Origin of the sequence: Mesorhizobium sp. M0968, assembly GCF_040319065.1 — a bacterium.
Taxonomy (GTDB): Bacteria; Pseudomonadota; Alphaproteobacteria; order Rhizobiales; family Rhizobiaceae; genus Mesorhizobium.
Window position 1 is genome coordinate 148929 of record NZ_JAMYNL010000001.1, and the last position, 22460, is coordinate 171388.

The following is a 22460-nucleotide window of genomic DNA, read 5'->3' on the forward strand; positions in this document are numbered from 1 at the left end:
CTCTGCTTAGCCCAGCACCACATTGGCAGCCGATTCCGGCAGATCCTCGCCAAAGGCGCGTTGGTAGAACTCGGCCACCAGCGAGCGTTCGAGCTCGTCGCATTTGTTGAGGAAGGTCAGCCGGAACGCCATGCCGATATTGCCGAAGATCTCGGCATTCTCGGCCCAGGTGATGACCGTACGCGGGCTCATCACCGTCGACAGATCGCCGTTGATGAAGGCCGAGCGCGTCATGTCGGCGACACGCACCATCTTGTTGACGATCTCCTTGCCCTTGCCGTCGCGATAATGCTTGGCCTTGGCCAGCACGATGTTCACTTCATTGTCGTGCGGCAAATAGTTCAGCGTGGTAACGATCGACCAGCGGTCCATCTGCGCCTGGTTGATCTGCTGGGTGCCGTGGTAGAGGCCGGTGGTGTCGCCCAGCCCAACCGTGTTGGCGGTCGAAAACAGCCGGAAGGCCGGGTGCGGGCGGATGACCCGGCTCTGGTCGAGCAGCGTCAGCCGGCCCGACGATTCCAGCACGCGCTGGATGACGAACATCACGTCCGGGCGGCCGGCATCGTACTCGTCGAAGCACAGCGCGACATTGTGCTGATAGGCCCAGGGCAGGATGCCATCGCGGAATTCGGTGATCTGCAGCCCGTCCTTGACGACGATGGCGTCCTTGCCGACGAGATCGATACGGCTGACATGGCTGTCGAGGTTGACGCGCACGCAAGGCCAGTTGAGGCGGGCGGCGACCTGCTCGATATGCGTCGACTTGCCGGTGCCGTGATAGCCCGACACCATGACGCGGCGATTGTAGGCAAAGCCGGCGAGGATCGCCATGGTCGTGTTCTTGTCGAACAGGTAGTCCGGATCGATGTCGGGGACATGCTCGCTCGTCACCGCATAGGCCGGCACCACCATCTTGGAGTCGAAGCCGAATGTCTCCTTCACCGACACCGTGGTGTCGGGCAGGTTGGCGATGTCGCGATCGACCTTGTTCATCTCTATCAACATCTCCACAAGCGAAACGCCGCGTTTCGCCGGCAATCGATTTTGTTCGGGGGCGGTCTTAGAGCCTTTTCCAACCTTATGAAAGTTGGAAAGCGACACGAACCGTATGGTCGCTCAGCACAAACCTGCCTGCTTGAGCACGCGATACGCCTGGAGCACATCGCGGAACCGGTCTTCCGAACCTCTGTCGCCGCCATTCGCATCCGGGTGGTGGCGTTTCACAAGTTCCTTATAGCGCGCCTTGATATCCTTGCCAGTTGCCTTTGTATCAAGGCCAAGCGTTTCCAGTGCCTTGGCCTCAAGCGGCTTGGCCTTGCGCTCGCGTGCTTCGCGCGGGTCCTTCGGGCCTTTGAACAGGTCGAACGGATCGCGCATGCGATTGTAGTAGCCGGCGCGGCCGGAGCGCGCCTGTGCGAAGTCGGGCGAGGAGCGTGTCGAGGCACCGTTGACGCCCATTTTCCAGGTCGGCCGGTGGCCGGTCATGGCTTCCTTCTGGAAGCGGGCGATCTCGGTATCGGGAACGCCCGAGAAATAATTGAAGCCCTTGTTGTACTCGCGCACGTGATCGAAGCAGAACTGGAAATACTCGCCTTCCTTCATCCGTCCGACCGGGGCACGGTGGGTACCGGCCTCCTTGCAGCCATCCCACTGGCAGATCGGCGAACGCGACTTCAGCTCCGCGTCCTTCTCCGGGCGGATGCGAATCTTCTCGAAATATTTTGGGTACGGCTTCATCTCACCCATTTATGGGCTGTTCGCGGATGCGAAACAAGAATTGACATTTTCGCGATGATCGCCCTAACCGCTGAATCGCGGCATAAAACCGGCGAATTGCGAATTTTGTGCGATGACATAGATGTGGTGAAGGGAAGCGGCGATGTCCATACAGGCAACGATGGAAGACAAGCTGAAAAAGGCGTTTTCGCCGGAACGGCTGGCCGTCATCAACGAAAGCCATCTCCATGCCGGGCATCATCATGTGGATTCCGGCCATCACGCCACCTTCGACGGCACCGGCGAGACGCATTTTCGCGTCCGCATCGTCGCGCCAGCCTTTGCCGGCATGAGCCGCGTCGAACGTCACCGCGCCGTCAACACATTGCTGGCCGAGGAATTGAAATCCGGCGTGCACGCCCTGGCGATCGAGCCGGCGGCGCCCGGCGAAAAGACCCGCTGGTAATTTCAGCCGAAGCTCGCCCTCAGGAAAGCCATCACCGCGGCGGTCAATGCATCGCCCTCGGTGCCGAAGTCGCGATTGATCGACATGTGCGAATAGGCGCTGCCGTCGAACAGCGTGACCCTGGTTCCGGTGGCGCGCAGACGCCCGGCGAAGGCCTGCGCATCCGCCGCGCGGGCTTTCGCGCGCGAATGGGCGATGAAGGTCGGCGGGTGCTTGCGGCCTTCGACGTAGGTGACAGGCGACAGCGCGCGCCACTGCGCCGGATCGGGAAAGGCGCGGGCATAGACCCCTGCCATGCCGCCGCTTCTGGCCAGCGCCTCCAGATCGTAGGCCCTGGTGTCGTCGAGAACCAGCGCCGCGACGCCGGGCAGGCCGCCGCGCAGCCCGGTCAATGCGACGAGATGGCAGCCGGCCGAATGGCCCATGGCGACGATCCGGTCCGGATCGCCGCCATGCCTGGCGATGTTGGCGCGGACGTAACGATAGGCCAGTTCGACATCTGCCGCCTGGGTGGCGACGTCGGCCTTGGGCAGCATCCGGTAGTCGATCGAGACGAAGCCGAAGCCATTGTCGAGCAGGAATTGCGGCTTGGCATTGACGTTGCCGCGGTTGCCGACTCGCCAGGCGCCGCCATGGACGAAAAAGACGACCGGCAGGCCGCTTGCGCCGTCGCGGGAATAAATGTCGAGCTTGGCCGGCCCATAGTCGAAGGTTTCGGGCGACGGCGAACGCAGCCGCAATGCCGCCGCAGCCTGTCCCGGCAGCAGCGCCGCCATCGACGCCAGAAGCAGGCTTCGCCGATCGATCTTCATCAACGCCTGACTGCCCACGGCTGCCACAAGGTGCGCACTGTCATTCTCCAAGCATCGCCGGCTTGATCCTCAGCCGCGCGATACGGTTCTTGTCGCGCTTCATGACGACGAAGCGCTTGCCGTGAAACGTAAAGGCCTGCTTTTCGTCCGGGATCGACTGCGCCTCGTGGATGACAAGGCCGGCGATGGTGGTGGCTTCCTCGTCCGGCAGGTTCCAGTCGAGCGCCCGATTAAGGTCGCGGATCGGCACCGTGCCGTCGACGACGACGGAGCCGTCGGCCTCCTGCTTGACGCCCTGGATGTCGATGTCGTGCTCGTCGGCGATCTCGCCGACGATCTCCTCGATGATGTCCTCCAGCGTCACCAGCCCTTCGACCTCGCCATATTCGTCGACGACGATGGCGAAATGCGCCTTGCGGCGCAGGAAGGCATTGAGCTGCTCCTGAAGCGTCGTGGTGTCGGGCACGAACCACGGTTTCGACGCGATCTTCATCACGTCGATCCTGGAAAAATCGTTGCCGACCTCGTTCAGCGCGCGCAGCAGATCCTTCGCGTGCAGCACGCCGACAATGTTGTCGAGCGAACCCTTCCACAACGGCATGCGGGTGTGCGGGCTCTGCAGGATCTCGCGAACCACCGCTTCGGGCGGGTCGTCGGCGTTGACCGAGCGCATATTGGTGCGGTGGACCATGACGTCCGACACTTCGAGCTCCTCGAGGTCGAACAGGCCGCCGATGCGGGCGCGGTCCTCGCGCACCACCTGGCCGTCGCGGCGGAAATCGTCGACGGCGCCGCGCAGTTCCTCGCGCGCAGAGCGCTGCGGCTCCATGCGTTGCAGCTCGTAGCCGAAGGCGGCGAGCAGGCGCCGGCGCAAGACGAAGCCCAGCACGCCGAGGCCGGCGAGCACGGCAGCCGCGATCCAGCCGGCCTGGCTCATCCCGGCCGGCTTTCCTGCCGACCCGGATGGTTCTCCCGGAGGAACGCCAGCACTTCCGAGGCCGGCACATCCCTGGCGATGAAGGCCTGGCCGACGCCGCGCGTCAGGATGAAGGTCAGCGCGCCGCGCGACACCTTCTTGTCCTGGGTGATGAAGGAGAACAGCGTCTCGGCGTCGGGCAGTTCGCCTGGAATGTCGGCCATCCGCCAGGGCAGACCGACGGCGCGAAGATGCGCCTCGACACGCGCAGCGTCGTCGGGGCTCGCCAAATTGAGCCTTGACGAAAAGCGGTGCGCCAGCGCCATGCCGATGGCGACGCCCTCGCCATGCACGAGCCTTGCGCCGCCATAGCCGGTCGCCGCCTCCAGCGCATGACCGAAGGTGTGGCCGAGATTGAGCAACGCGCGGTCGCCGGTCTCGAACTCGTCGCGGGCAACGACGTCGGCCTTGGCACGACAGGCCTCGGCGATGGCCGCAGCCCGCTCCGGCCCGCCGGCAAACACTTGACGCCAGTTTTCTTCCAGCCAGGCGAAAAACTCGGGCCGGTCGATCAGCCCATATTTGGCCAGTTCGGCATAGCCGGCGCGAAACTCGCGGATCGGCAGCGTGTCGAGCACTTCGGTGTCGGCCAGCACCAGCTTCGGCTGGTGGAATACCCCGACGAGGTTCTTGCCGCGCTTGCTGTTGATGCCGGTCTTGCCGCCGACGGAGGAATCGACCTGCGCCAGCAGCGAGGTCGGAACCTGCACAAAGTTCATGCCGCGCCGCGCGATGCCGGCGGCGAAGCCGGCCAGGTCGCCGATGACGCCGCCGCCGAGCGCGATGACGACATCGCCGCGCTCCAGCTTGGCGGCCAGCACGCCGTCGACCACCTCCTCGAGATGCGCAAAGCTCTTGGTCTTTTCGCCTGGCGGCAGCGTGATGACGGCATGTTGGATGCCACCGCTTGCCAGGCCGGCCGCAAGCGCTGCGAGATGCGCGCTAGCGACGTTTTCGTCGGTGACGACCGCCGCCCGCGTTCCCGGCAGACGGCGCGAGATCTCGGCGCCGGCGCGTGACAGCAGGCCGGGGCCGATCAAAATGTCGTAGGCACGCTCGCCAAGCCCGACTTCGACAGTGACCGTTGCATCAGCGCTCACGACCGCACCTCGTCGATGCCGGCAACGCCAAGATGGCCGCGCAGCGCGTCCACCACTTCGGCGGCAATGATCTCCTTGCGGTCGTCGCGGGTCGGCACGACGACATCGGCCGCGGCATAAACCGGGTAGCGTTCCGCCATCAGCCGTTCAAGCACGGCGCGCGGATCGGCGCTTTTCAGCAGCGGCCGGTTCTGTTTCTTGGAAACGCGCTCCATCAACAGGTCGATCTCGGCCTTCAGCCAAACCGAAACGCCATGGCTGGCGATCGCCTCGCGCGTCTGCGCGTTCATGAAGGCACCGCCGCCGGTCGACAGCACCTGCGGCCCGTGCTCCAGCACACGCAGGATGACGCGCTGCTCCAGTGCCCGGAACTCCGCCTCGCCATAGCGCTCGAACAGGTCCGGGACGCTCATGCGCGAGACGCTTTCGATCTCCTGGTCGCTGTCGATGAAGGGCAGTGCCAGCATCGCCGCCACCTTGCGGCCGATCGCCGTCTTGCCGGCGCCCATCAGCCCGACAAAGACGATGGAACGGCCGCCCAGCCGGCCGAGCAGCGCGGCATGGCTCTCGCCCGGAGGATTTGCTGGTAGCGCGTTCATGCTTCTAGGGCCTCTTTGGCGGTATCGACATCAAAAGCCTGTTTGCGTCAAGCGCGGCGCAACCGGGACTATGGGCTTCACCCTTGAATTGGCCGGATTGGCGTCTCATAAGGGCACAGGGTTGGAAATGCAGAATAAGACGACGGGCGAAAATTAATGCCAACACTGTTTCGCTTTGTCGTGACGCTCGCGATTCTGGCCGGCATTGTCTATGGCGCGATGTTCGCCCTGGTCATGTTCGTCGAGCCGAGGAAGGCGGAAATGAGCGTGCGTATCCCTCCGGAAAAGCTCAATCCCAAAAAATGAACAGCGCCGCTCGCATCGAAGCCTTCCTGGAGATGATGAGCGCCGAGCGCGGCGCCGCCGAAAACACGCTTTCCTCCTATCGCCGCGACCTCGAAGACGCTTCCGCCGGGATCGGCGGTGGGCTTGCCGCTGCCACCAGCGCCGACATCCGTGCCTATCTCGACGACATCGCCGCGCGCGGCTTTGCCGCCACCTCGCAGGCGCGCAAATTGTCGGCGATCCGGCAGTTCTTCAAGTTTCTCTATGCCGAGGGCCTGCGCGGCGACGATCCGACCGGCACGCTGGACAGCCCGAGGAAGGGCCGGCCGCTGCCGAAGACGATGAGCGAAGCCGATACCGGCCGGCTGCTCGACCGCGCCGCGCAGGAGGCCTCCATGCATGGCGCCGACAGGCTGGCGGCGCTGCGCCTGCACGCGCTGGTCGAGGTGCTCTACGCCACCGGCTTGCGCGTTTCGGAGCTGGTCGGCCTTCCCGTGACGGTGGCGCAGCGCGACGACCGCTTCTTCATGGTGCGCGGCAAGGGCAACAAGGAGCGCATGGTGCCGCTGTCGGCCAAGGCGCGCACGGCGATGCGGACCTGGCTTGCCGCCCGGGCGGCGGTGCCGGCTCTTGCCGACAGCCCGTTCCTGTTTCCGGCCGCCGCCGACAGCGGCTATCTCTCGAGACAGGTCTTTGCCCGCGAGCTGAAAGCGCTTGCCGCACGGGCCGGCATTGCCGCGGCGAAGATATCGCCGCATGTGCTGCGCCATGCTTTCGCCAGCCATCTCTTGCAGAACGGCGCCGATCTCAGGGCCGTGCAGCAGCTGCTCGGTCATGCCGATATTTCAACGACGCAGATCTACACGCATGTGCTGGAGGAGCGGCTGGTGCATCTGGTCAACGATCATCATCCGCTTGCCGACTAGGCGTCATGTCGCTATGTGAGAACGACGCTCCACCGCGCCCAGCCTGCATTTTCGGGCTTGCGTCAGTCATTGCCTTCCGACTTGCCGGTTCGCCCAAGAATGTACAATTACCTCGATTTCGAAAAGCCTGTGCAGGATCTCGAAGGCAAGATCCTTGAGCTGAAGAAGCTTGCCGAGAACGGCGAGGCGGTCGATGTCGGCGATGAGATCGCCCGTCTCGAGAAGCGCTCGCGCGATGCGCTGCGCGACGCCTACAAGGCGCTGACGCCATGGCAGAAGGTGCAGGTGGCGCGCCATCCGGACAGGCCGCATTGCATCGACTACATCAAGGGCCTGCTTACCGATTTCACGCCGCTTGCCGGCGACCGCAATTTCGGCGAGGACCAGGCGATCGTCGGCGGCTTCGCCCGCTTTCGCGGCGAGCCGGTGGCGATCATCGGCCAGGAGAAGGGTTCCGATACGGCAAGCCGGCTGAAGCATAATTTCGGCTCGGTGCGGCCGGAGGGCTACCGCAAGGCGGTGCGGCTGATGGAACTCGCCGACCGCTTCCAGATCCCGCTGCTGACGCTGGTCGACACGGCCGGCGCCTATCCCGGCGTCAACGCCGAAGAGCGCGGCCAGGCGGAAGCCATCGCCCGCTCGACCTCGGCCTGCCTTGGCCTGAAGGTGCCGTCGATCTCGGTGGTGATCGGCGAAGGCGGCTCGGGCGGCGCTATAGCGATCGCCACCGCCAACCGCGTCTACATGCTCGAACACGCCATCTATTCGGTGATCTCGCCGGAGGGCGCCGCCTCGATCCTGTGGCGCGATACCACGCGGTCCAAGGATGCTGCGACCAATATGAAGATCACGGCGCAGGACCTGCTGGAGCTGAAGATCATCGACGCCATCATCGCCGAGCCGCTCGGCGGTGCCCATCGCGCCCCCGAAACGGTGATCGCCGCCACCGGCGACCTCATCGCCAGGACGATGAAGGAATTCTCCGGCGCCAACACCGACTTCCGCGAGCATCGCCGCGAGAAATACCTGGCGATGGGCCGCAATCTGTAACCAACGCAGGCACGCGGCCTGAAATGTGGCGGCGTGAACCAGTTTCGCCACAAAAATGCCGCTGCATTCGGCTCAGTGAGCTTAACGTAAGGGGACGCGCCGCATGCTTGCGGTAAGGAATTTTCAAGGTTAACGGGCTTAAGGTCCGTCAGCGGTCGGTTTAGCAGCTGCGGCATCCGCGGCGCAGAGATGAAGACGATAGCCATATCCATGTTTGCCAAGCTTGCCCGCACCGGAGTTCTGATCGCTGCGATCGGCGTCGCCGGCTGCAATGACGCTTCGATGAAGGATTTTGCGCCGCAAGCCAACAAGCCGCTGCCGGACAAGATCCTGGCCGAGATGACGGCCAAGGGAATGGTCCGCACCTCTTCGGTGATGGCCCGCATCTTCAAGGAAGAAGGCAAGCTCGAAATCTGGAAGGCCAAGACCAACGGCCGCTACGACCTGGTCGCCAGCTACGACATCTGCAAATGGTCGGGCAAGCTCGGACCGAAGTTCACCGAAGGCGACCGCCAGGCGCCGGAAGGCTTTTACACGGTCCGCCCGGCACAGATGAACCCGCGGTCGAATTATCACCTGTCCTTCAACATCGGCTACCCGAACGCCTATGACCGCGCCAATGGCCGCACCGGTTCCAACCTGATGGTCCATGGCGCCTGCTCGTCGTCCGGCTGCTATTCGATGACCGACGCCCAGATCGAGCAGATCTACGCTTTCGGCCGCGACGCCTTCCAGGGCGGCCAGACCGAGTTCCAGATCCAGGCTTTTCCGTTCCGCATGACCGCAGCCAACATGGCGCGCTATCGCAACGATCCGAACTACGAATTCTGGAAGATGCTGAAGGTCGGCTACGACAATTTCGAGGTCACCAAGGTGCCGCCGAAAGTCGACGTCTGCGAGAAGCGCTACGTCTTCAACCAGGTAGCGGCCGACGGCTCGACGTTTAATCCGACCGGCGCTTGCCCTGTGACCACCCAGCCCGATTCGCTGAAGAGCGCCATCAACGCCTATCAAAGCACCTATGAGGCGGCCTTCAACGGCGCCATGAAGGCCAGCGTGCCGGCACCCAAGCCGACCATCGCCGGGATCAAGGAAGCCAGCATCGTTTCCGACTGGTCGAAACGGCGTGCGCGCGGCGAACGCGTGCCGATCGAGCCGCCCTCGCTCAACCCGGACGGCACCGTGGCCGAAACGGCACGCATGGGCCGCATCGATTCGCCGGCGGGCCGCAAGATGGCAGCGCTCGACGCCGAAAAGGCTGCCAAGCAGAAGGCCGAGGAACAGCGGCTTGCCGCGATAGAAGCGGCGAAGGCAGCGAAAGCGGCAGCCAAGGCGCAAGCCCTGGCCGAGAAGGAAGCCGCCAAGGCGCAGGCATTGGCCGAAAAGGATGCTGCCAAGTCGGCGGCCGAAGCGCCTGTCGCGACCGCAACCGTCGCGCCATCCGCGGAGGCCGTTCCGGTCGCCGAAACGCAGGCTGCGGACGCCGAAAGCACGGCGACAAGGCTGAAGAAGAAACTGCTCGGCATGTTTGGCGGCTGAGGTTCATGCTTGAACAGGAAGATGGGGGCCAGGAAGACAGGCCCTCAACCAGCCCCGCTGCCGTCTACGACCTCAAAGGCTTGAACTGCCCGTTGCCCGTGCTCAAGGCAAAAAAGCGCCTGGCCGCAATGCAGCCGGGCAGCCGCCTGTGGCTCGAAACCACCGACCCGCTCGCCGTCATCGACATTCCCGCCTTCTGCGCCGAGAGCGGCCATCGGCTGATCGAAACGACGGCGATGGCAGGCGGCCACCGCTTCCTGGTCGAGCGCGGGATCGACTGAGTCTCGACTTAGCTCGTTCTGGCGAAAGCGGCTGAGCGGGATAATCTCCCCCCTTGAGGGGGAGATGGCCGGCAGGCCAGAGGGGGTTGCCGCGCGTGAAGCGCCAACCTTTTCTTTCGTCCCACAGGGGGTCGCGCCAGCCGAGGCGACCCCCTCTGTCGCCTTCGGCGACATCTCCCCCTCAAGGGGGGAGATCACGATCCGGCAATAGCCAGCGGGTTGCTTTCCAGTGCTGCGCGATCCGGCGTGTCGATCGACGGCCGGTTGGTGAAGGCGGCGAACAGCCGCCGGACATAGTCTTCGGGCATGTCGAGCGTGATCAGCACCAGTCTGGTGCCGCGCTGGCTGTCCGGCCAGGCCGGCAGTTGCACCGGCGGATGCAGGATCTTCTGCACGCCATGGATAACCAGCGGCCGCGACCGGTCTTCTGCAAGCTCGATGACGCCTTTCATCCGCAAAAGGCGCTCGCCATGCGCCGAGCGCAACAGATCGAGGAACATCTCGATTGCCGAAAACGGCACCGGCCCGTCATGAACCAGCGAATACGAACGCACACGGGAATCGTGCCTGTGGTCATGGTGATCATGGTCGGCATGGTCATGCTCGTCGTGATCATGCCCGTCGTGATCATGCCCGCCGTGGTCATGGTCGTGGCCGGCTTGTTCGCCCAGCCAACGCTGCACATCGACGGATTTGGTGGCCGGATTGTAGAGGCCGCTATCGAACAGGGTCGCGGTGCTTGCCTCGCCCGCGTCGAGCACCACGGCGCCCGGGTTGAGCTGCCTGAGCCGCGCCCGCAACGCCTCGACATCGCCTGCATCCGTGGTCAGGTCGGCCTTGCTGAGCACCATGCGATCGGCGACGGCCACCTGCTTCACCGCCTCGACATGCGCATCGAGCGTCGCATTGCCGTTGACGGCATCGACCAGGGTGATGACGCCGTCGAGCCGGAAGGCCTGGACCAGGGCGGGGTGTGCCATGATCGACTGCAGTACGGGGGCGGGATCGGCGAGCCCGGTGGTCTCGACGATGACGCGGGCAAGCCGGTCGATGCGGCCGGTCTGCAGCCGGTCGACGAGGTCAGCCAGCGTGTCGACCAGCTCGCCGCGCACCGTGCAGCAGAGACAGCCGTCGGAGAGCTGGATGATGCCGTCGGAGGCCTGCTCGACCAGGAGATGGTCGATCGCCACCTCGCCGAACTCGTTGATGATGACGGCGGTGTCGGCGAGCGCCGGATCCCGGAGCAGCCGGTTGAGCAGCGTCGTCTTGCCGGCACCGAGAAAGCCGGTGAGCACCGAAACGGGGATCGGGAAGCCGGCCATGCGGCTAGTTCAGCGCCTTGGCCGGCTGCTGGACCTGCGCGGCGGTGGCGGATCCGGCCACAACTGGCTCGGCGCCGGCCGGCGGCGCCCGGTCCGGCCGCCATGTCGGCAGCGGCACGTCGGCATATTCCTGCCCGGAAGCGTCGACCATCGCCTTCGGCTTCGGCCCCGTGGCGCCGCCGAGGCCGACGGCGATCAGCGTCGGCACATGGTCGAGCTTTTCCTGATAGGGCGATTTCGGCACGTCCTTGCCCTTGTCGCCGACCGCGGGGGCGGCCTCCGACTGCTCCTCGACCGGCTTCTTCTTGCAGATTTCGTCATTCATGTCGTTGGCCGACATGGTGTCCCCATAGGCGGGCAGCGCCGCGACCGTCAGCCAGCTCGGCGCCGGGGTTGCAAAACCCTGGTCGAGCAGTTTTGCCGCCGCCTCGGCGCGGGTGACTGCCGATCGTTCGCCGAGCACCACGGCGACCAGGGTGCGGCCGTTGCGGGTCGCCGAGCCGATCATGTTGAAACCGGACGAGCAGACGAAACCCGTCTTCATGCCGTCGGCACCCGGATAGCGGCCGATCAGCAGGTTGTAGTTGGAGATCGCCTTCTTGCCGACGGCAAGGCCTTCGATCGAGAACCAGGGGGCATATTGCGGAAATTCCTTGCGAATCGCCATCACCAGCAAAGCGAGATCGCGCGCCGTCGTATACTGGTCCGGCGAATAGAGCCCGTTCGGATTGACGAAATGGGACCCGCTCATGCCGAGCCTCTGCGCTTCGGCGTTCATGCGCTCGGCGAAAGCCGCTTGCGAACCGCCGATATTCTCGCCGACCGCCATGGCGATATCGTTGGCCGATTTGACCAGCATCATCTTCAGCGCATTGTCCAACCGCATCACCGAGCCCGGCTTGAAGCCCATCTTGCTCGGCGGCTCGCCGGCGGAATGTTTCGTTACCTTGATCGGCGAATCGAGCTGGACCTCGCCCGCGGCAATCGCCCGAAACGCCACATAGGCGGTCATCAGCTTGGTCAGCGACGCCGGGTACCAGCGCCTGAACGCCTCCTTGTGCTGCAGGATCTTGCCGCTGTTCAGGTCGAACAGGATTGTCGGATTGGCCAAGGCAGGCCCGGCCAGCGACGCAAGCACCACCGTGCCCGCCACCAACAGTCTGAGGAAATGCCTGTAGCGCATCATGAAAACCGAAATAGCCTCTTGCCGCAGTCGCACCTGGCTCCGTAAGATTTCGTTACACGATCGCCAGGATAATGGTCCGGCCCTCTGTTCCCGGACCACAGTCGCGGTGCTATTTACTCTATGTGACGTCAACATGGCAAAGTGCTGCCGATCACAATGTGGAAGCAGCAGCACAATGCAAAGCAGCGTGCATGGTTGCAAGGCAGCAGGCACAATTGCAAAGCAGCAGGCCAAGACCGCCTGCTCCAACAGCGAAATGGAACCATCATGCCGATCCTGAACCGAGCCGCCGAAATGCAGGACGAGGTGGCCGGCTGGCGCCGCCATTTGCACCAGACGCCGGAGCTGAATTTCGACGTCTTCAAGACCGCCGCTTTCGTCACCGAGAAGCTGAAGGCTTTCGGCTGCGACGATATCGTGACGGGTTTGGGCAAGACCGGCGTCGTCGGCATCATCCGCGGCCGCCACGGCGAAGGGTCGACCATCGGCCTGCGCGCCGACATGGATGCCCTGCCGCTCAACGAGATCACCGGCAAATCCTATGCCTCGACCGTCCCCGGCAAGATGCACGCCTGCGGCCATGACGGCCACACCGCTATGTTGTTGGGTGCCGCCAAATACCTCGCCGAAACGCGCAATTTCGCCGGCTCCGTCGCGGTCATCTTCCAGCCGGCCGAAGAAGGCGGCGGCGGCGGCAACGAGATGGTCAAGGACGGTATGATGGAGCGCTTCGGTATCTCCAAGGTTTTCGGCATGCACAACATGCCGGGCCTGCCGGTCGGCCAGTTCGCCATCAGGCCGGGCCCGATCATGGCGGCGACCGCCGAATTCACCATCACCGTCAAGGGCCGGGGCGGCCACGCGGCGATGCCGCACGGCACCATCGATCCGATCGTCATCACCAGCCAACTCGTCGGCGCATTGCAGACGATCGCCTCGCGCAGCACAGATCCGGTCGAGGCGGTGGTCGTCTCGGTGACGAAATTCCATGCCGGCGACGCCTATAACGTCATTCCCGAGACCGCCGAGATCGCCGGCACCGTACGCACGCTGAAGAAGGAAGTCGCCAAGAAGGCAGAGGAGCGCATCCGCGCACTTTGCCAAGGCCTGGGCGCTGCCTTCGGCGCGACAATCGAGGTTGATTACAATGCCAATTACCCCGTCACCTTCAACCATCCGGAAGAGACGGTCTTTGCCAGCGACATCGCGGCCGACGTCGCCGGCGACAGCCATGTGCACCGCGCCATCCAGCCGGTGATGGGCGGCGAGGATTTCTCCTACATGCTTGAAGCGCGGCCGGGCGCCTTCATCTTCATCGGCAACGGCGATACCGCCGGCCTGCACAACCCAGCCTACGACTTCAACGACGAGGTCATCCCGCACGGCATGAGCTATTGGGTGAAGCTGGCGGAAACAGCGCTGGCGGCGTAGCCATTCGGCATCGGCGGTGCGGCAACCGCCGCACCTCTGGGCGGCAAAACCGGGCAGGACATGTTCTGCTGGTCACTTCCGGCCGGACGACTTCCGGGCAAGGCCGAAGGCAATGCCCAGAGCAATACCTATACCGATGCCCGCAACAATGTTGTCCAACACGACGCCGATAGCCACGCCGATCACGACGCCGAGTGTGAGGTGTTTGGCATCCATTATGCCCGGTCATGTAGCGTGGAAGGGAAGAGCCGCAACCGCTACGGTCCGCTCTTCGGATCCTCGACCTCCAGCGCCTCCATGACCGGCGCCAGCTCATTGTCGTCGGCAGCCTGCGGCTCTTCGCCTGTCCTCGCCTTCTTCAGGGCTGCCTCGATCGCCTCCTGGATATTGCCGAGTTCGTCTTCGCGAACCTCGTGGCCATAGCCGGCAGCGTCGGCGTCCTGCTCGAATTGCTGCGCCAGAACGGCGACGCTCACCTCGCTCTCGGCCGGCAAATTGCCGACATTCTCCTGCAGCCACGTTTGAAAGAACTCTTTGGTGGCGCTCATGCGGTGTCTCCTTCGGGACACTAAAGCGCGCCGGCGTCCCGAAAGTTCCGCTATCCCGACCTCTTTGGGGCCTGCTCCCACATTCGGCCAGGCGGCGTTGGCGCCGCCTGGCTCGGCTGCTTACTGGCTGACAGCAGTCGTCGGTTCGCACGACACGTTCGGGTTCATGTCCGCGAACGCGCCGGTCGGGTTGCCCTTCCAGGCCCAGACATGCAGCTCGTAGAACGGGCCGAGGCCGTAGCGGTTGGGGGCGCTGTTGAAGTTGAACAGATGCCCATCGAGCGAGGCCGGGCCTTTCGAGGTGATGTATTCGACCGCGATCAGTTTTAGCGTGCCGTCGGCCATCGGCTCGTACATCACCGCTTCCGGCTTGGCGACATCGACCGCGTCGTCCTTGAGGTAGCCGGGATTGACATAGTGGATGCCCATGGCGCCGCCGGTGATGCCGCTGGCGCAGGGAATGGGCGCGTAGCCCTCGGCGGTCGCCGCCGCCACATTCTCGAAGCGGCTGTTGGCCGCGCGTACCTTGTCGGCCAGCGGATTGGGACCGGGCGCGGGCGCTGCCTGATGCGCCTGCGCCAGCGCGGTGCAGGCCGACAGCAGCGCCGCGGCAGCGAGGAACTTGTTGCGAAAGTTGATTGTCATAGTCATTCCATTCTTCTTGAAAAGCACAGCCCGGCCGGCCGCCGGAAGTAAGGAGGTCCGGCAGGTGGGCGCTGTGGCTGTTGTTGCTGGGAGATCCCTGTCCCGATGCGACGAATGCCGATCATCCCTTCGGCAGATAGGGGATGGTTCCGGCCAGATCGGAGTTGTCGATCAGCTGGAAACGGCTGTCGCTGCCGCCCTGACGGGCCGAAACGAACGGCGCGTAGGCAGGATCGTCGGTGAAGGCGCGCGCCGCGGCCTCGGTCGGGAACGCCATCAAGGCAATCAGCGTCGTGTCGAGCGGCTTGCCTTCGAGCGTCTTCACATTGCCGCTGCGCGACAGATATCTGCCGCCGTGCTTGTGAACGAGGTCGTGGACCGACGCGGCATAGGCCGGCATCCACTTCGGGTCCCTCACCTTGATGTCTGCGATAACGTAAGCGGTCATGGGTCATGTCTCCTGGTCGTGCACAGGGGTATCCCGTGCAGCGGCAGAGGGGTCGCATGGCAAGGGTCGCGCCAGCCAGTCCCCGATCTGTACTGGTGTGGCGAATCCGAAATTCGCATTCACTTTGGAGCTACGCAGCGAGCGAATTTCGGATTCAAAAGCCACACCAGCAAGTGCTTGGATTTCCAGTGTGGTTTTGGATTTGAAGTTCCTAACGCTGATGCCACCCAGAAAGCAGGAACTTCGATTCCACCGCACTGGGCCGGTACAGTTTCTGTACTCGCCGCGTCGCTGGGAAAGGCCTATGGTTCCGGCGGAGTTTGAGGGGAAGGCAACATCGTGACCCAGTCCGGATACAAACAGTTCTGCCCGTTATCGATGGCCGCGGAGGTGCTGTGCACCCGCTGGACCATGGTTCTGCTTCGCGAATTGGTGGCGGGCTCGACCCGTTTCAACGATCTGCGCCGCGGCGTCCCCAAAATGTCGCCGACCCTTCTGTCGCAACGGCTCAAGGAGCTCGAACTGGCCGGGATCGTCGAGCGCAAGGAGGTGCGCGGCGAGAAAGGCATCTTCGAATACCGGATGACCGAGGCAGGCAGGGATCTCCGTTCCGTCGTCGAGGCGATGGGTTTTTGGGGCCAGAAATGGGTCGAGTCGCGGCTGTCGCTGAAGAACCTCGATCCATCGCTGCTGATGTGGGACATGCGGCGCAATCTCAACGCGTCGCCGCTGCCCGACGGGCGCACGGTGATACAATTTCTGTATCAGGAGCTCCCCGCCTCCAAGCGGTCATGGTGGCTGATCGTCGAGAAGCACGGCGAGGTCGACCTCTGCTGGTACGATCCGGGCTTCGATGTCGATCTCTACGTCTCGACCGACCTGCACACCATGACCGAAATCTGGATGGGGCTGATCACCGTCGAGAAGGCCGGGCCGAAAGTCATCTTGACGGGCGACCAGGACATCGCGCGCAAAATGCAGACCTGGCTCGGCCTGAGCCCGTTCGCGGTCGAACCCAAGCGAGCGGCCTAGCTGCCTCTTGGCGAAACGTCCCGAAGCGGTTATGTGTCGGGCCGCGTGGTCCCGTAGCTCAGTAGGATAGAGCGGCAGATTCCTAATCTGTAGGTCACAGGTTCGATTCCTGTCGGGATCACCACGCTTTCAACTGGTTACCTGACGGTCGCGTCGGTGCTCGGCTGTGAACGCGTGCGAGGAAGTCGCGCACCAACGCAAGCGCCTCATCGAAATGGGTTTCCAGTAGCCAGTGGCCGGCGCCATCGAGGAGATGGAGCTCTGCTTGCGGCAAGTCGCGCTTGTAGGCGCGGGCCGATGCGGCCGGCATATAGCCATCCTCGGGACCCCAGACGATCAGTGTCGGTGGTTGCCGTTCGCGCAGATAAGCCTGGTATTTCGGGAACCAGTTGAGGTTCGCCTCCAGCTTCTCCATCAGGCCGACCGCAAGCCGCCGACGGGGCGGCGTGTCCATCAGAGGCCAATGGAGTTTCCACAGATCCGGTGGCACGCGCTCGGCCACGGCCTCGCCAACCTCACCGATGAACTCGTGCCGGAAGCCCTCCTCGCTCACCGCTTCTTCCAGCGGGCGATGCTTGTCGGGCGTCTTGTCGTTCCAATACGCCTTGATGGCTGCGTATTTCGGGCCGAGCACGTCTTCGTAGATGTCGCCGTTTTGGATGATAAGCGCGGCAACGCGCTCCGGATAGGCGATGGCGTGGCGCAATCCGATCTGCGAGCCGTAATCGTGCAGCCAGAGCGCATAGTGAGACAGGCCGAGCGCGTCCGCGAAAGCCGCCAAAAACCCGGCATAGGTCTCGAAATCGTAGCCGAATGCAGCCATGTCGGGCGTAGCGCTGTAGCCGAAGCCAGGAAAATCCGGGGCGAACGTGTGCCAGCGATCAGCCAGTCCGGGCATCAGCCTTCGAAACTGATAGGACGAACAGGGATAGCCGTGCGGCAGCAGAAGCACCGGAGCGTCGGCCGGGCCTTCCTCGCGAAAGAAGACAGTAATTCCGTCAACTCTGATTTGGCGGTGTCGCAACTTTGCCTCCTCGATCGAAAGGCTCCGAAAATGACTGGTAACCCCCGCATCCCGTTGTGAGCGCCTGGATCCGAAACTCATGATCAGGTCGAGGGTTCCCGGTCGCGCCGGTGAAAGCGGCCAAGGAACCTGCCGCCGATCAGATCGTTTCGCGGTATCTGGCTAAGGCCAACCGGAGCGGAGGCAGATATGCCGCATGCCCGCAATCGCATGGAACCGAACATCGGCAAAGTCTGCCGTGGATTCGGGCCTTGGCGCGATGCTGCGTGACGTCGATTATGTCCTGCAAAAACTCGACTGGATGCGCGGCGAAGGCATCTGGCCCAACGGCTTGCGGTATCTGTGGACCGATGCATTCGGGGTCGTGCTCTACGTCTCGCTTTATGCGGAAACTGGCGAAGAGCGCTGGCTGGACGAGGCCGAGCGGCTGGTCGCCGATGTCGAGCGTGTGCTCGGCCGCCGGCGCGGACTGAGGATCGGCGAAGCGGCCGATCGCGACGGCCAGTATTTCCACTATCTGGCGATGTGGCTGTTCGCCCTGGCGCGTCTCGGCGATCTGAAGCCGGAATACCGCAAGCGCGGCATTGCGCTGGCGCGGGACATTCACCCGGCATTTGTGGTCCCTGGCCGCGGCGTGATCTGGAAGATGCAGGAGGATCTGAGCAGCCCATATCCCGGCTACCGTCTCGGCAGCATGGATGCCTATGACGGCGACGTGGCGAAGCGGTTTGCCGAACTGGAAAAATGGGCGAGAAAGAACCTTCCGGTCGGCGACGTCGTGGGGCGCTGGTGCAATGAGGATTATGATACGGCCGACAGGATTCCATATGCCGGCGAGCCCGATCCAAAAATGGGCTCGAGCGCGACCCGGCGATCGTAATCATTGCCGCGATCATGCGCGGCGCCGACCCTCCCGCCACGAAGCCAGCAGCCGCATGACAAATTGGGGGGCAGATCACAAGGAGAAATCCCATGCATGCAAAACTCGTGACCGGAGCAATGCTGATCGCGATGTCGGCGCTGCTCCAACCGGCATCGGCGGCACCCGATTGGCAAACAATCGCTAAGGCGCTCGGCAAATCCGGAACCGAGACGCCTGATGGCGTCTACCGGGTCGGGCTGCCGCGAACGGACCTGAAGGTTTCGCTCGACGGCGTGGCCCTGAAACCCGGATTTGCGCTTGGAGGCTGGATTGCGTTCGAACCCATGGGAGATCAGGCAATGGTTATGGGCGACATCGTTCTGACGCAGGACGAGGTGAACCCGGTCATGAAGAAGCTTGAAGAAAGCGGGATCGAGATCACTGCGGTACACAACCACTTGCTGCGCGCGGAGCCAATGACACTCTACATGCACGTCTTCGGCCAGGGCGACCCGGTTACGCTCGCCACAGCGCTTCATGCCGGATTGGCGCTGAGCAAAACACCGATGGGAGGCGGCGCCCAGCCGCAAGCCGCACCACAGATCGAGTTCGACACGGCCGGTGTCGACCAAACCATCGGTTATAAGGGTAAGGCCAATGGCGCGGTCTACCAGTTCACGATCTCGCGCGCTGAGCCGGTCGAGGAAAATGGAATGGAAGTGCCGGCGGCCATGGGCTCGGCAATAGCGATTAACTTCCAATCGACAGGTGGCGGCAAGGCGGCGATCACGGGTGATTTTGTGCTGACAGCAAAGGAGGTCAATCCGGTTATCAAAGCCATGCTGGATAACGGCATCGAGATCACCGCGTTGCATAGCCACATGCTCGATGAGCAACCGCGGCTCTTCTTCATGCATTTCTGGGCGTACGACGATGCGCAGAAGCTGGCGAAAGGACTGCGCGCAGCCCTCGACAAGGTCGCCGTCAAAAAGAGCTAGATTGGGCGTCCGCGCGCGCGTCCAACGGCGGAGTTCGGCCGACTCGGAGCGATCGTCGGCCTTCTTCCCGCCGCCTCGGGAATGGTTCTCTGGCACGGCGTCTCTCCGCCACCAGCATTGCGCCTGAGATCACCTTTCCATCGCACACGAGACTCAAGGGGCGGGCCGGGCTTTTGCGAACTAACGCGTTCGGAACGATCAAAGGTCCGCTTCGTTCTGATCGGATGGACTGGATTAGACTAGGCCTCCTGGCGTTGGCGGGGTTCCTCACCTGGACACTGAACACCCTCTCGGCCGGAGGCGGAGGTCTATTGCTGATCCCCGCCGTGACTTTCATCACAGGGAGCGCGGCGGTTGCGCCGGTCATCACCTTGACCGAGCTCATCGGCAATCCCATCCGCGCCCTGGCCTTCCGGCGCGACATCGATTGGAGCCTGGTCCGTTGGTACCTGCCCGGCGCCATCGCCGGTGCCGCTGCGGGCTCCTGGCTCTTCGCCAACAGTCGGGCGGAATGGCTCCAGATACTCATAGGGATCTATCTGATCAGTGCAGTCTGGGAATTTCGCGGCGGCGCGCGCGAGCGGAGCTACCGAGCCCGCCGCTGGTGGTTCCTCCCGGCCGGCCTGATCGTCGCGCTGTTGTCGGCGCTGATGGGCACGGTGGGACCCGTCTTGAATTCGCTCTATCTGAACTACGGTTCGGAGAAGGAGACGTTGGTCGCCACGAAATCGGTGAACTCGTTTGTGACCGATGTCGTCAAGATCGCGGTATTCACCGGACTCGGCGCGCTCGGTGGTCAGGCGGTCATGTACGGCGCAGCCGCGGGTTTGGGCGCTGCGCTTGCCAATCTGCTGGCCAAGCGCTGGCTCGAACGCCTAAGTGGACGACAGTTCCGCGGCCTTGTGGTCGCGCTCATGGCTGTGAGTGGAGCGCTGATGATCTGGAACCAGCACAGCTTCGTTGTGCAGGCCTGGCGCGCGGCCACAGGAATGTCTTAACAATGTCGATGTTGGCTGGAGCGCTGCGCCGTAGCTTGGTTGACCGGTCGCGCGATACGCAGAAGCTGGCAAAAGGCCTGCGCGCAGCCCTCGACAAGGTCGCCGTCAAAAAGAGCTAGCGCTTCCCGTCCGCGCGCATCATACAAGGCTCTTCGAACCAGCCGACCTAACCAGCTCAGCTTCGAGAGGCTTCGTGAGATTAGATCGCGCTCAGGGTCACGGCGGCAAGAACCAGATAGCGGCCGACCTTGGCGGCAGTGACCAGCAAAAGGAAAACCCGAAAAGGCTCGCGCGCAGGACGCCCGCGACGACGGTTAGCGGATCACCGACAACCGGCAGCCAACTCAGCAGGAGCGACCACTTTCCATAGCGGCGATACCACACTTGCGCGCGGTCCAGTTGCGCTTGGTTCATCGGAAACCACCGTTGGCCCCGAAAGCGCTCGATGCCTCGCCCGAGCCGCCAGTTGATCACCGATCCAAGCACGTTGCCGACGCTCGCGACTCCGATGAGCAGCCAGGGCGAGTAATCCGCAAGCACGAGCTCGACCAGCACTGCTTCCGATTGCATCGGCAGGATCGTAGCGGCGAGCAAGGCCGCCAGGAACAGACCAGCACAGGCCGCGAGATCGGTCATTGAACCGCATATCCGCCAGTCGACCTAATGATGGTGACCTTCGGGTTCGACCATCTTGAACGGCAGCACCTGTTCGCGATCTTTCGCGGTCAGCACCAGACCTGCCTGGAACTCATGCGGTTCGGCAGGGGCGACGGTGCTCTCAAGGCGGTGATGGTTGTCGCCGACAGGTTCGAGGCGAAGCGTCTCCGGCCCGCCGGGCCGGTCGATGATCACCGTCGCTGCCAGATCGTCGGCCTGGCGATCGATGGTCAGCCGCGTCCGCTCGCCGGCCGGTGTGTCGACGATTTCCAACGTCCCCGCAGCCAGACCGCAGGCGACCTTAAAGGGCTCCGGCGCAGCGTCAGTTGCGATACCGATCCGTGGCCAGCGCAGCGCATCATAATTCTGCTGTTCCTTCAGCCTGCAAAGTCTCCGCGAGAATCGTGAGGGTCGCGCCGGTGAAAGCGGCCAAGGAACCTGCCGCCGATCAGATCGTTTCGCGGTATCTGGCTAAGGCCAACCGGAGCGGAGGCAGATATGCCGCATGCCCGCAATCGCATGGAACCGAACATCGGCAAAGTCTGCCGTGGATTCGGGCCTTGGCGCGATGCTGCGTGACGTCGATTATGTCCTGCAAAAACTCGACTGGATGCGCGGCGAAGGCATCTGGCCCAACGGCTTGCGGTATCTGTGGACCGATGCATTCGGGGTCGTGCTCTACGTCTCGCTTTATGCGGAAACTGGCGAAGAGCGCTGGCTGGACGAGGCCGAGCGGCTGGTCGCCGATGTCGAGCGTGTGCTCGGCCGCCGGCGCGGACTGAGGATCGGCGAAGCGGCCGATCGCGACGGCCAGTATTTCCACTATCTGGCGATGTGGCTGTTCGCCCTGGCGCGTCTCGGCGATCTGAAGCCGGAATACCGCAAGCGCGGCATTGCGCTGGCGCGGGACATTCACCCGGCATTTGTGGTCCCTGGCCGCGGCGTGATCTGGAAGATGCAGGAGGATTTGAGCGGTCCTTACCCCGGCTACGGCCTCGGCAGCATGGATGCCTATGACGGCTACGTCTCTTACCGAATGCTCGACGACGAGGAACTGGCGCCCGAGATCGCGCAGATGCGTGCCCTGATGGAGCGCGATTGGCGCAGCCTCGACATCGACCAGGACCTCGGCCTCGGCATGATGCTGTGGCTCGCCCATTTCTCTCCCGACGAGCCGTGGGCCGAGGCCCAGACGAGGCGTTCGCTGCGAACCCTGGAAACGATGTGGGTCGACCCGCCCGGTTATTTCAGCCGCGCGCCATGGCTGCGCGATACCAAGTTCGCCTTCACCAATTACGGCGTTTCGCTCGGCCTGCAGGCCGCCGGTATCTGGCCGGGGCGTGTCGATAGGCTGAACGCCTTCTTCGAGGACTGGCGCTCCGGCGACGAATACGACCGCGAGGCGATCACCTGGGTGATGGCCTGCACCTCGCACCTTCCCGGCGCTTTTCTGACCCGGGGTGGCGAGACAATGATTGAAAGCGACCAAGCTCGGGAACGTTCCTCCGCCGGCGCGGTTGTCGATGGAAGTGCATGGAGACGCAAGGGGCGCGGTTGAA

Annotated in this window: 26 protein-coding genes, 1 tRNA gene and 1 pseudogene; 13 read left to right on the plus strand and 15 right to left on the minus strand. The window is 63.6% G+C overall.

The genetic code is table 11. From position 1 onward, the window contains the following. Positions 1–6: 6 nt before the first annotated feature. Both cobS and NKH67_RS00715 read right to left on the minus strand, forming a co-directional pair. Positions 7–993 (minus strand): cobaltochelatase subunit CobS, encoded by a 987-nt coding sequence (cobS, locus tag NKH67_RS00710; protein WP_352451201.1) that lies wholly within the window; start codon positions 991–993, stop codon positions 7–9. Positions 994–1116: 123 nt separating this feature from the next. Then, on the minus strand, positions 1117–1746 hold the full coding sequence (locus NKH67_RS00715) for a J domain-containing protein (RefSeq protein ID WP_036238769.1): 630 nt from the start codon (positions 1744–1746) through the stop codon (positions 1117–1119). Between the two features lie 133 nt (positions 1747–1879). Between NKH67_RS00715 and NKH67_RS00720 the strand changes: the two genes are divergently transcribed. After that, positions 1880–2182: a BolA family protein gene (locus NKH67_RS00720; RefSeq protein ID WP_352471452.1), complete on the plus strand. Its 303-nt coding sequence runs from the start codon at positions 1880–1882 to the stop codon at positions 2180–2182. A 2-nt stretch (positions 2183–2184) separates the two neighbouring features. On the opposite strand, the gene NKH67_RS00725 is transcribed toward NKH67_RS00720, so the two are convergent. The 4 genes from NKH67_RS00725 to NKH67_RS00740 are packed head-to-tail and all read right to left on the minus strand — an operon-like array spanning position 2185 to position 5669. After that, the gene (locus tag NKH67_RS00725) at positions 2185–2994 is read right to left on the minus strand and encodes an alpha/beta hydrolase (RefSeq protein ID WP_352471492.1); all 810 of its coding nucleotides are present in this window, start codon (positions 2992–2994) and stop codon (positions 2185–2187) included. A 40-nt stretch (positions 2995–3034) separates the two neighbouring features. Further along, a complete protein-coding gene (locus NKH67_RS00730) occupies positions 3035–3931 on the minus strand; it encodes an HlyC/CorC family transporter (RefSeq protein ID WP_352471453.1) in 897 nt (298 codons plus the stop codon). After that, a complete protein-coding gene (aroB, locus tag NKH67_RS00735; RefSeq protein ID WP_352471454.1) occupies positions 3928–5070 on the minus strand; it encodes a 3-dehydroquinate synthase in 1143 nt (380 codons plus the stop codon). The genes NKH67_RS00730 and aroB overlap by 4 nt, the downstream gene beginning before the upstream one ends. Beyond that, a complete protein-coding gene (locus tag NKH67_RS00740) occupies positions 5067–5669 on the minus strand; it encodes a shikimate kinase (protein ID WP_352471455.1) in 603 nt (200 codons plus the stop codon). The genes aroB and NKH67_RS00740 overlap by 4 nt, the downstream gene beginning before the upstream one ends. 156 nt (positions 5670–5825) lie before the next feature. Between NKH67_RS00740 and NKH67_RS00745 the strand changes: the two genes are divergently transcribed. From NKH67_RS00745 to NKH67_RS00765, 5 genes are all read left to right on the plus strand, one after another. Beyond that, positions 5826–5975, plus strand: a complete 150-nt coding sequence (locus NKH67_RS00745) for a hypothetical protein (protein WP_023677884.1) — start codon at positions 5826–5828, stop codon at positions 5973–5975. Next, positions 5972–6880 carry a site-specific tyrosine recombinase XerD gene (locus NKH67_RS00750; protein WP_352471456.1) on the plus strand — a complete coding sequence of 303 codons (909 nt, stop codon included), beginning with the start codon at positions 5972–5974 and terminating at the stop codon, positions 6878–6880. The genes NKH67_RS00745 and NKH67_RS00750 overlap by 4 nt, the downstream gene beginning before the upstream one ends. A gap of 99 nt (positions 6881–6979) precedes the next feature. Beyond that, on the plus strand, positions 6980–7930 hold the full coding sequence (locus NKH67_RS00755; RefSeq protein ID WP_352471457.1) for an acetyl-CoA carboxylase carboxyltransferase subunit alpha: 951 nt from the start codon (positions 6980–6982) through the stop codon (positions 7928–7930). A 210-nt stretch (positions 7931–8140) separates the two neighbouring features. Then, on the plus strand, positions 8141–9469 hold the full coding sequence (locus NKH67_RS00760; RefSeq protein WP_352471493.1) for a L,D-transpeptidase family protein: 1329 nt from the start codon (positions 8141–8143) through the stop codon (positions 9467–9469). Between the two features lie 5 nt (positions 9470–9474). Further along, positions 9475–9750 (plus strand): sulfurtransferase TusA family protein, encoded by a 276-nt coding sequence (locus tag NKH67_RS00765; protein WP_352471458.1) that lies wholly within the window; start codon positions 9475–9477, stop codon positions 9748–9750. 194 nt (positions 9751–9944) lie between these two features. Here the strand turns inward: NKH67_RS00765 and NKH67_RS00770 are convergent, their stop codons facing one another. Together NKH67_RS00770 and NKH67_RS00775 are read right to left on the minus strand one after the other, a co-directional pair. Continuing rightward, entirely contained in the window at positions 9945–11072 is a 1128-nt protein-coding gene (locus tag NKH67_RS00770) for a CobW family GTP-binding protein (RefSeq protein ID WP_352471459.1), read from the minus strand. 4 nt (positions 11073–11076) lie between these two features. Further along, positions 11077–12255, minus strand: a complete 1179-nt coding sequence (locus tag NKH67_RS00775) for a D-alanyl-D-alanine carboxypeptidase family protein (protein ID WP_352471494.1) — start codon at positions 12253–12255, stop codon at positions 11077–11079. 270 nt (positions 12256–12525) lie between these two features. Here NKH67_RS00775 and NKH67_RS00780 point away from each other — a divergent pair, with 270 nt between their 5' ends. Further along, positions 12526–13689, plus strand: a complete 1164-nt coding sequence (locus tag NKH67_RS00780) for a M20 aminoacylase family protein (RefSeq protein WP_352451192.1) — start codon at positions 12526–12528, stop codon at positions 13687–13689. A gap of 72 nt (positions 13690–13761) precedes the next feature. On the opposite strand, the gene NKH67_RS00785 is transcribed toward NKH67_RS00780, so the two are convergent. The 4 genes from NKH67_RS00785 to NKH67_RS00800 form a co-directional block, all read right to left on the minus strand. Then, positions 13762–13905, minus strand: a complete 144-nt coding sequence (locus NKH67_RS00785; protein ID WP_198023575.1) for a glycine zipper domain-containing protein — start codon at positions 13903–13905, stop codon at positions 13762–13764. A gap of 41 nt (positions 13906–13946) precedes the next feature. Continuing rightward, on the minus strand, positions 13947–14237 hold the full coding sequence (locus NKH67_RS00790) for a hypothetical protein (protein WP_352471460.1): 291 nt from the start codon (positions 14235–14237) through the stop codon (positions 13947–13949). Positions 14238–14357: 120 nt separating this feature from the next. Beyond that, positions 14358–14888, minus strand: coding sequence for a hypothetical protein (locus tag NKH67_RS00795; protein ID WP_352471461.1), 531 nt, complete (start codon positions 14886–14888; stop codon positions 14358–14360). 115 nt (positions 14889–15003) lie between these two features. Next, the gene (locus tag NKH67_RS00800) at positions 15004–15330 is read right to left on the minus strand and encodes a DUF1330 domain-containing protein (protein WP_023677873.1); all 327 of its coding nucleotides are present in this window, start codon (positions 15328–15330) and stop codon (positions 15004–15006) included. Positions 15331–15669: 339 nt separating this feature from the next. Here NKH67_RS00800 and NKH67_RS00805 point away from each other — a divergent pair, with 339 nt between their 5' ends. Together NKH67_RS00805 and NKH67_RS00810 are read left to right on the plus strand one after the other, a co-directional pair. Continuing rightward, on the plus strand, positions 15670–16362 hold the full coding sequence (locus NKH67_RS00805) for a winged helix-turn-helix transcriptional regulator (RefSeq protein ID WP_352457625.1): 693 nt from the start codon (positions 15670–15672) through the stop codon (positions 16360–16362). 47 nt (positions 16363–16409) lie between these two features. Beyond that, positions 16410–16486 (plus strand) — tRNA-Arg (locus NKH67_RS00810). Here NKH67_RS00810 and NKH67_RS00815 read toward each other — a convergent pair. Further along, on the minus strand, positions 16481–17386 hold the full coding sequence (locus NKH67_RS00815) for an alpha/beta fold hydrolase (RefSeq protein ID WP_352471462.1): 906 nt from the start codon (positions 17384–17386) through the stop codon (positions 16481–16483). The genes NKH67_RS00810 and NKH67_RS00815 overlap by 6 nt on opposite strands. 196 nt (positions 17387–17582) lie before the next feature. On the opposite strand from NKH67_RS00815, the gene NKH67_RS00820 reads away from it, so the two are divergent. From NKH67_RS00820 to NKH67_RS00830, 3 genes are all read left to right on the plus strand, one after another. Beyond that, entirely contained in the window at positions 17583–18266 is a 684-nt protein-coding gene (locus NKH67_RS00820) for a hypothetical protein (protein ID WP_352471463.1), read from the plus strand. A 92-nt stretch (positions 18267–18358) separates the two neighbouring features. After that, a complete protein-coding gene (locus NKH67_RS00825) occupies positions 18359–19246 on the plus strand; it encodes a DUF1259 domain-containing protein (RefSeq protein ID WP_352471465.1) in 888 nt (295 codons plus the stop codon). A gap of 224 nt (positions 19247–19470) precedes the next feature. Then, positions 19471–20244 carry a sulfite exporter TauE/SafE family protein gene (locus NKH67_RS00830; protein ID WP_352471466.1) on the plus strand — a complete coding sequence of 258 codons (774 nt, stop codon included), beginning with the start codon at positions 19471–19473 and terminating at the stop codon, positions 20242–20244. Between the two features lie 199 nt (positions 20245–20443). Here the strand turns inward: NKH67_RS00830 and NKH67_RS00835 are convergent. Together NKH67_RS00835 and NKH67_RS00840 are read right to left on the minus strand one after the other, a co-directional pair. After that, a pseudogene (locus NKH67_RS00835) lies at positions 20444–20880 on the minus strand (YqaA family protein). Positions 20881–20904: 24 nt separating this feature from the next. Beyond that, a complete protein-coding gene (locus NKH67_RS00840; protein ID WP_352471467.1) occupies positions 20905–21174 on the minus strand; it encodes a hypothetical protein in 270 nt (89 codons plus the stop codon). Positions 21175–21406: 232 nt separating this feature from the next. Here NKH67_RS00840 and NKH67_RS00845 point away from each other — a divergent pair, with 232 nt between their 5' ends. Then, on the plus strand, positions 21407–22459 hold the full coding sequence (locus NKH67_RS00845) for a hypothetical protein (RefSeq protein ID WP_352471468.1): 1053 nt from the start codon (positions 21407–21409) through the stop codon (positions 22457–22459). The last annotated feature ends 1 nt before the right edge of the window (position 22460 follow it).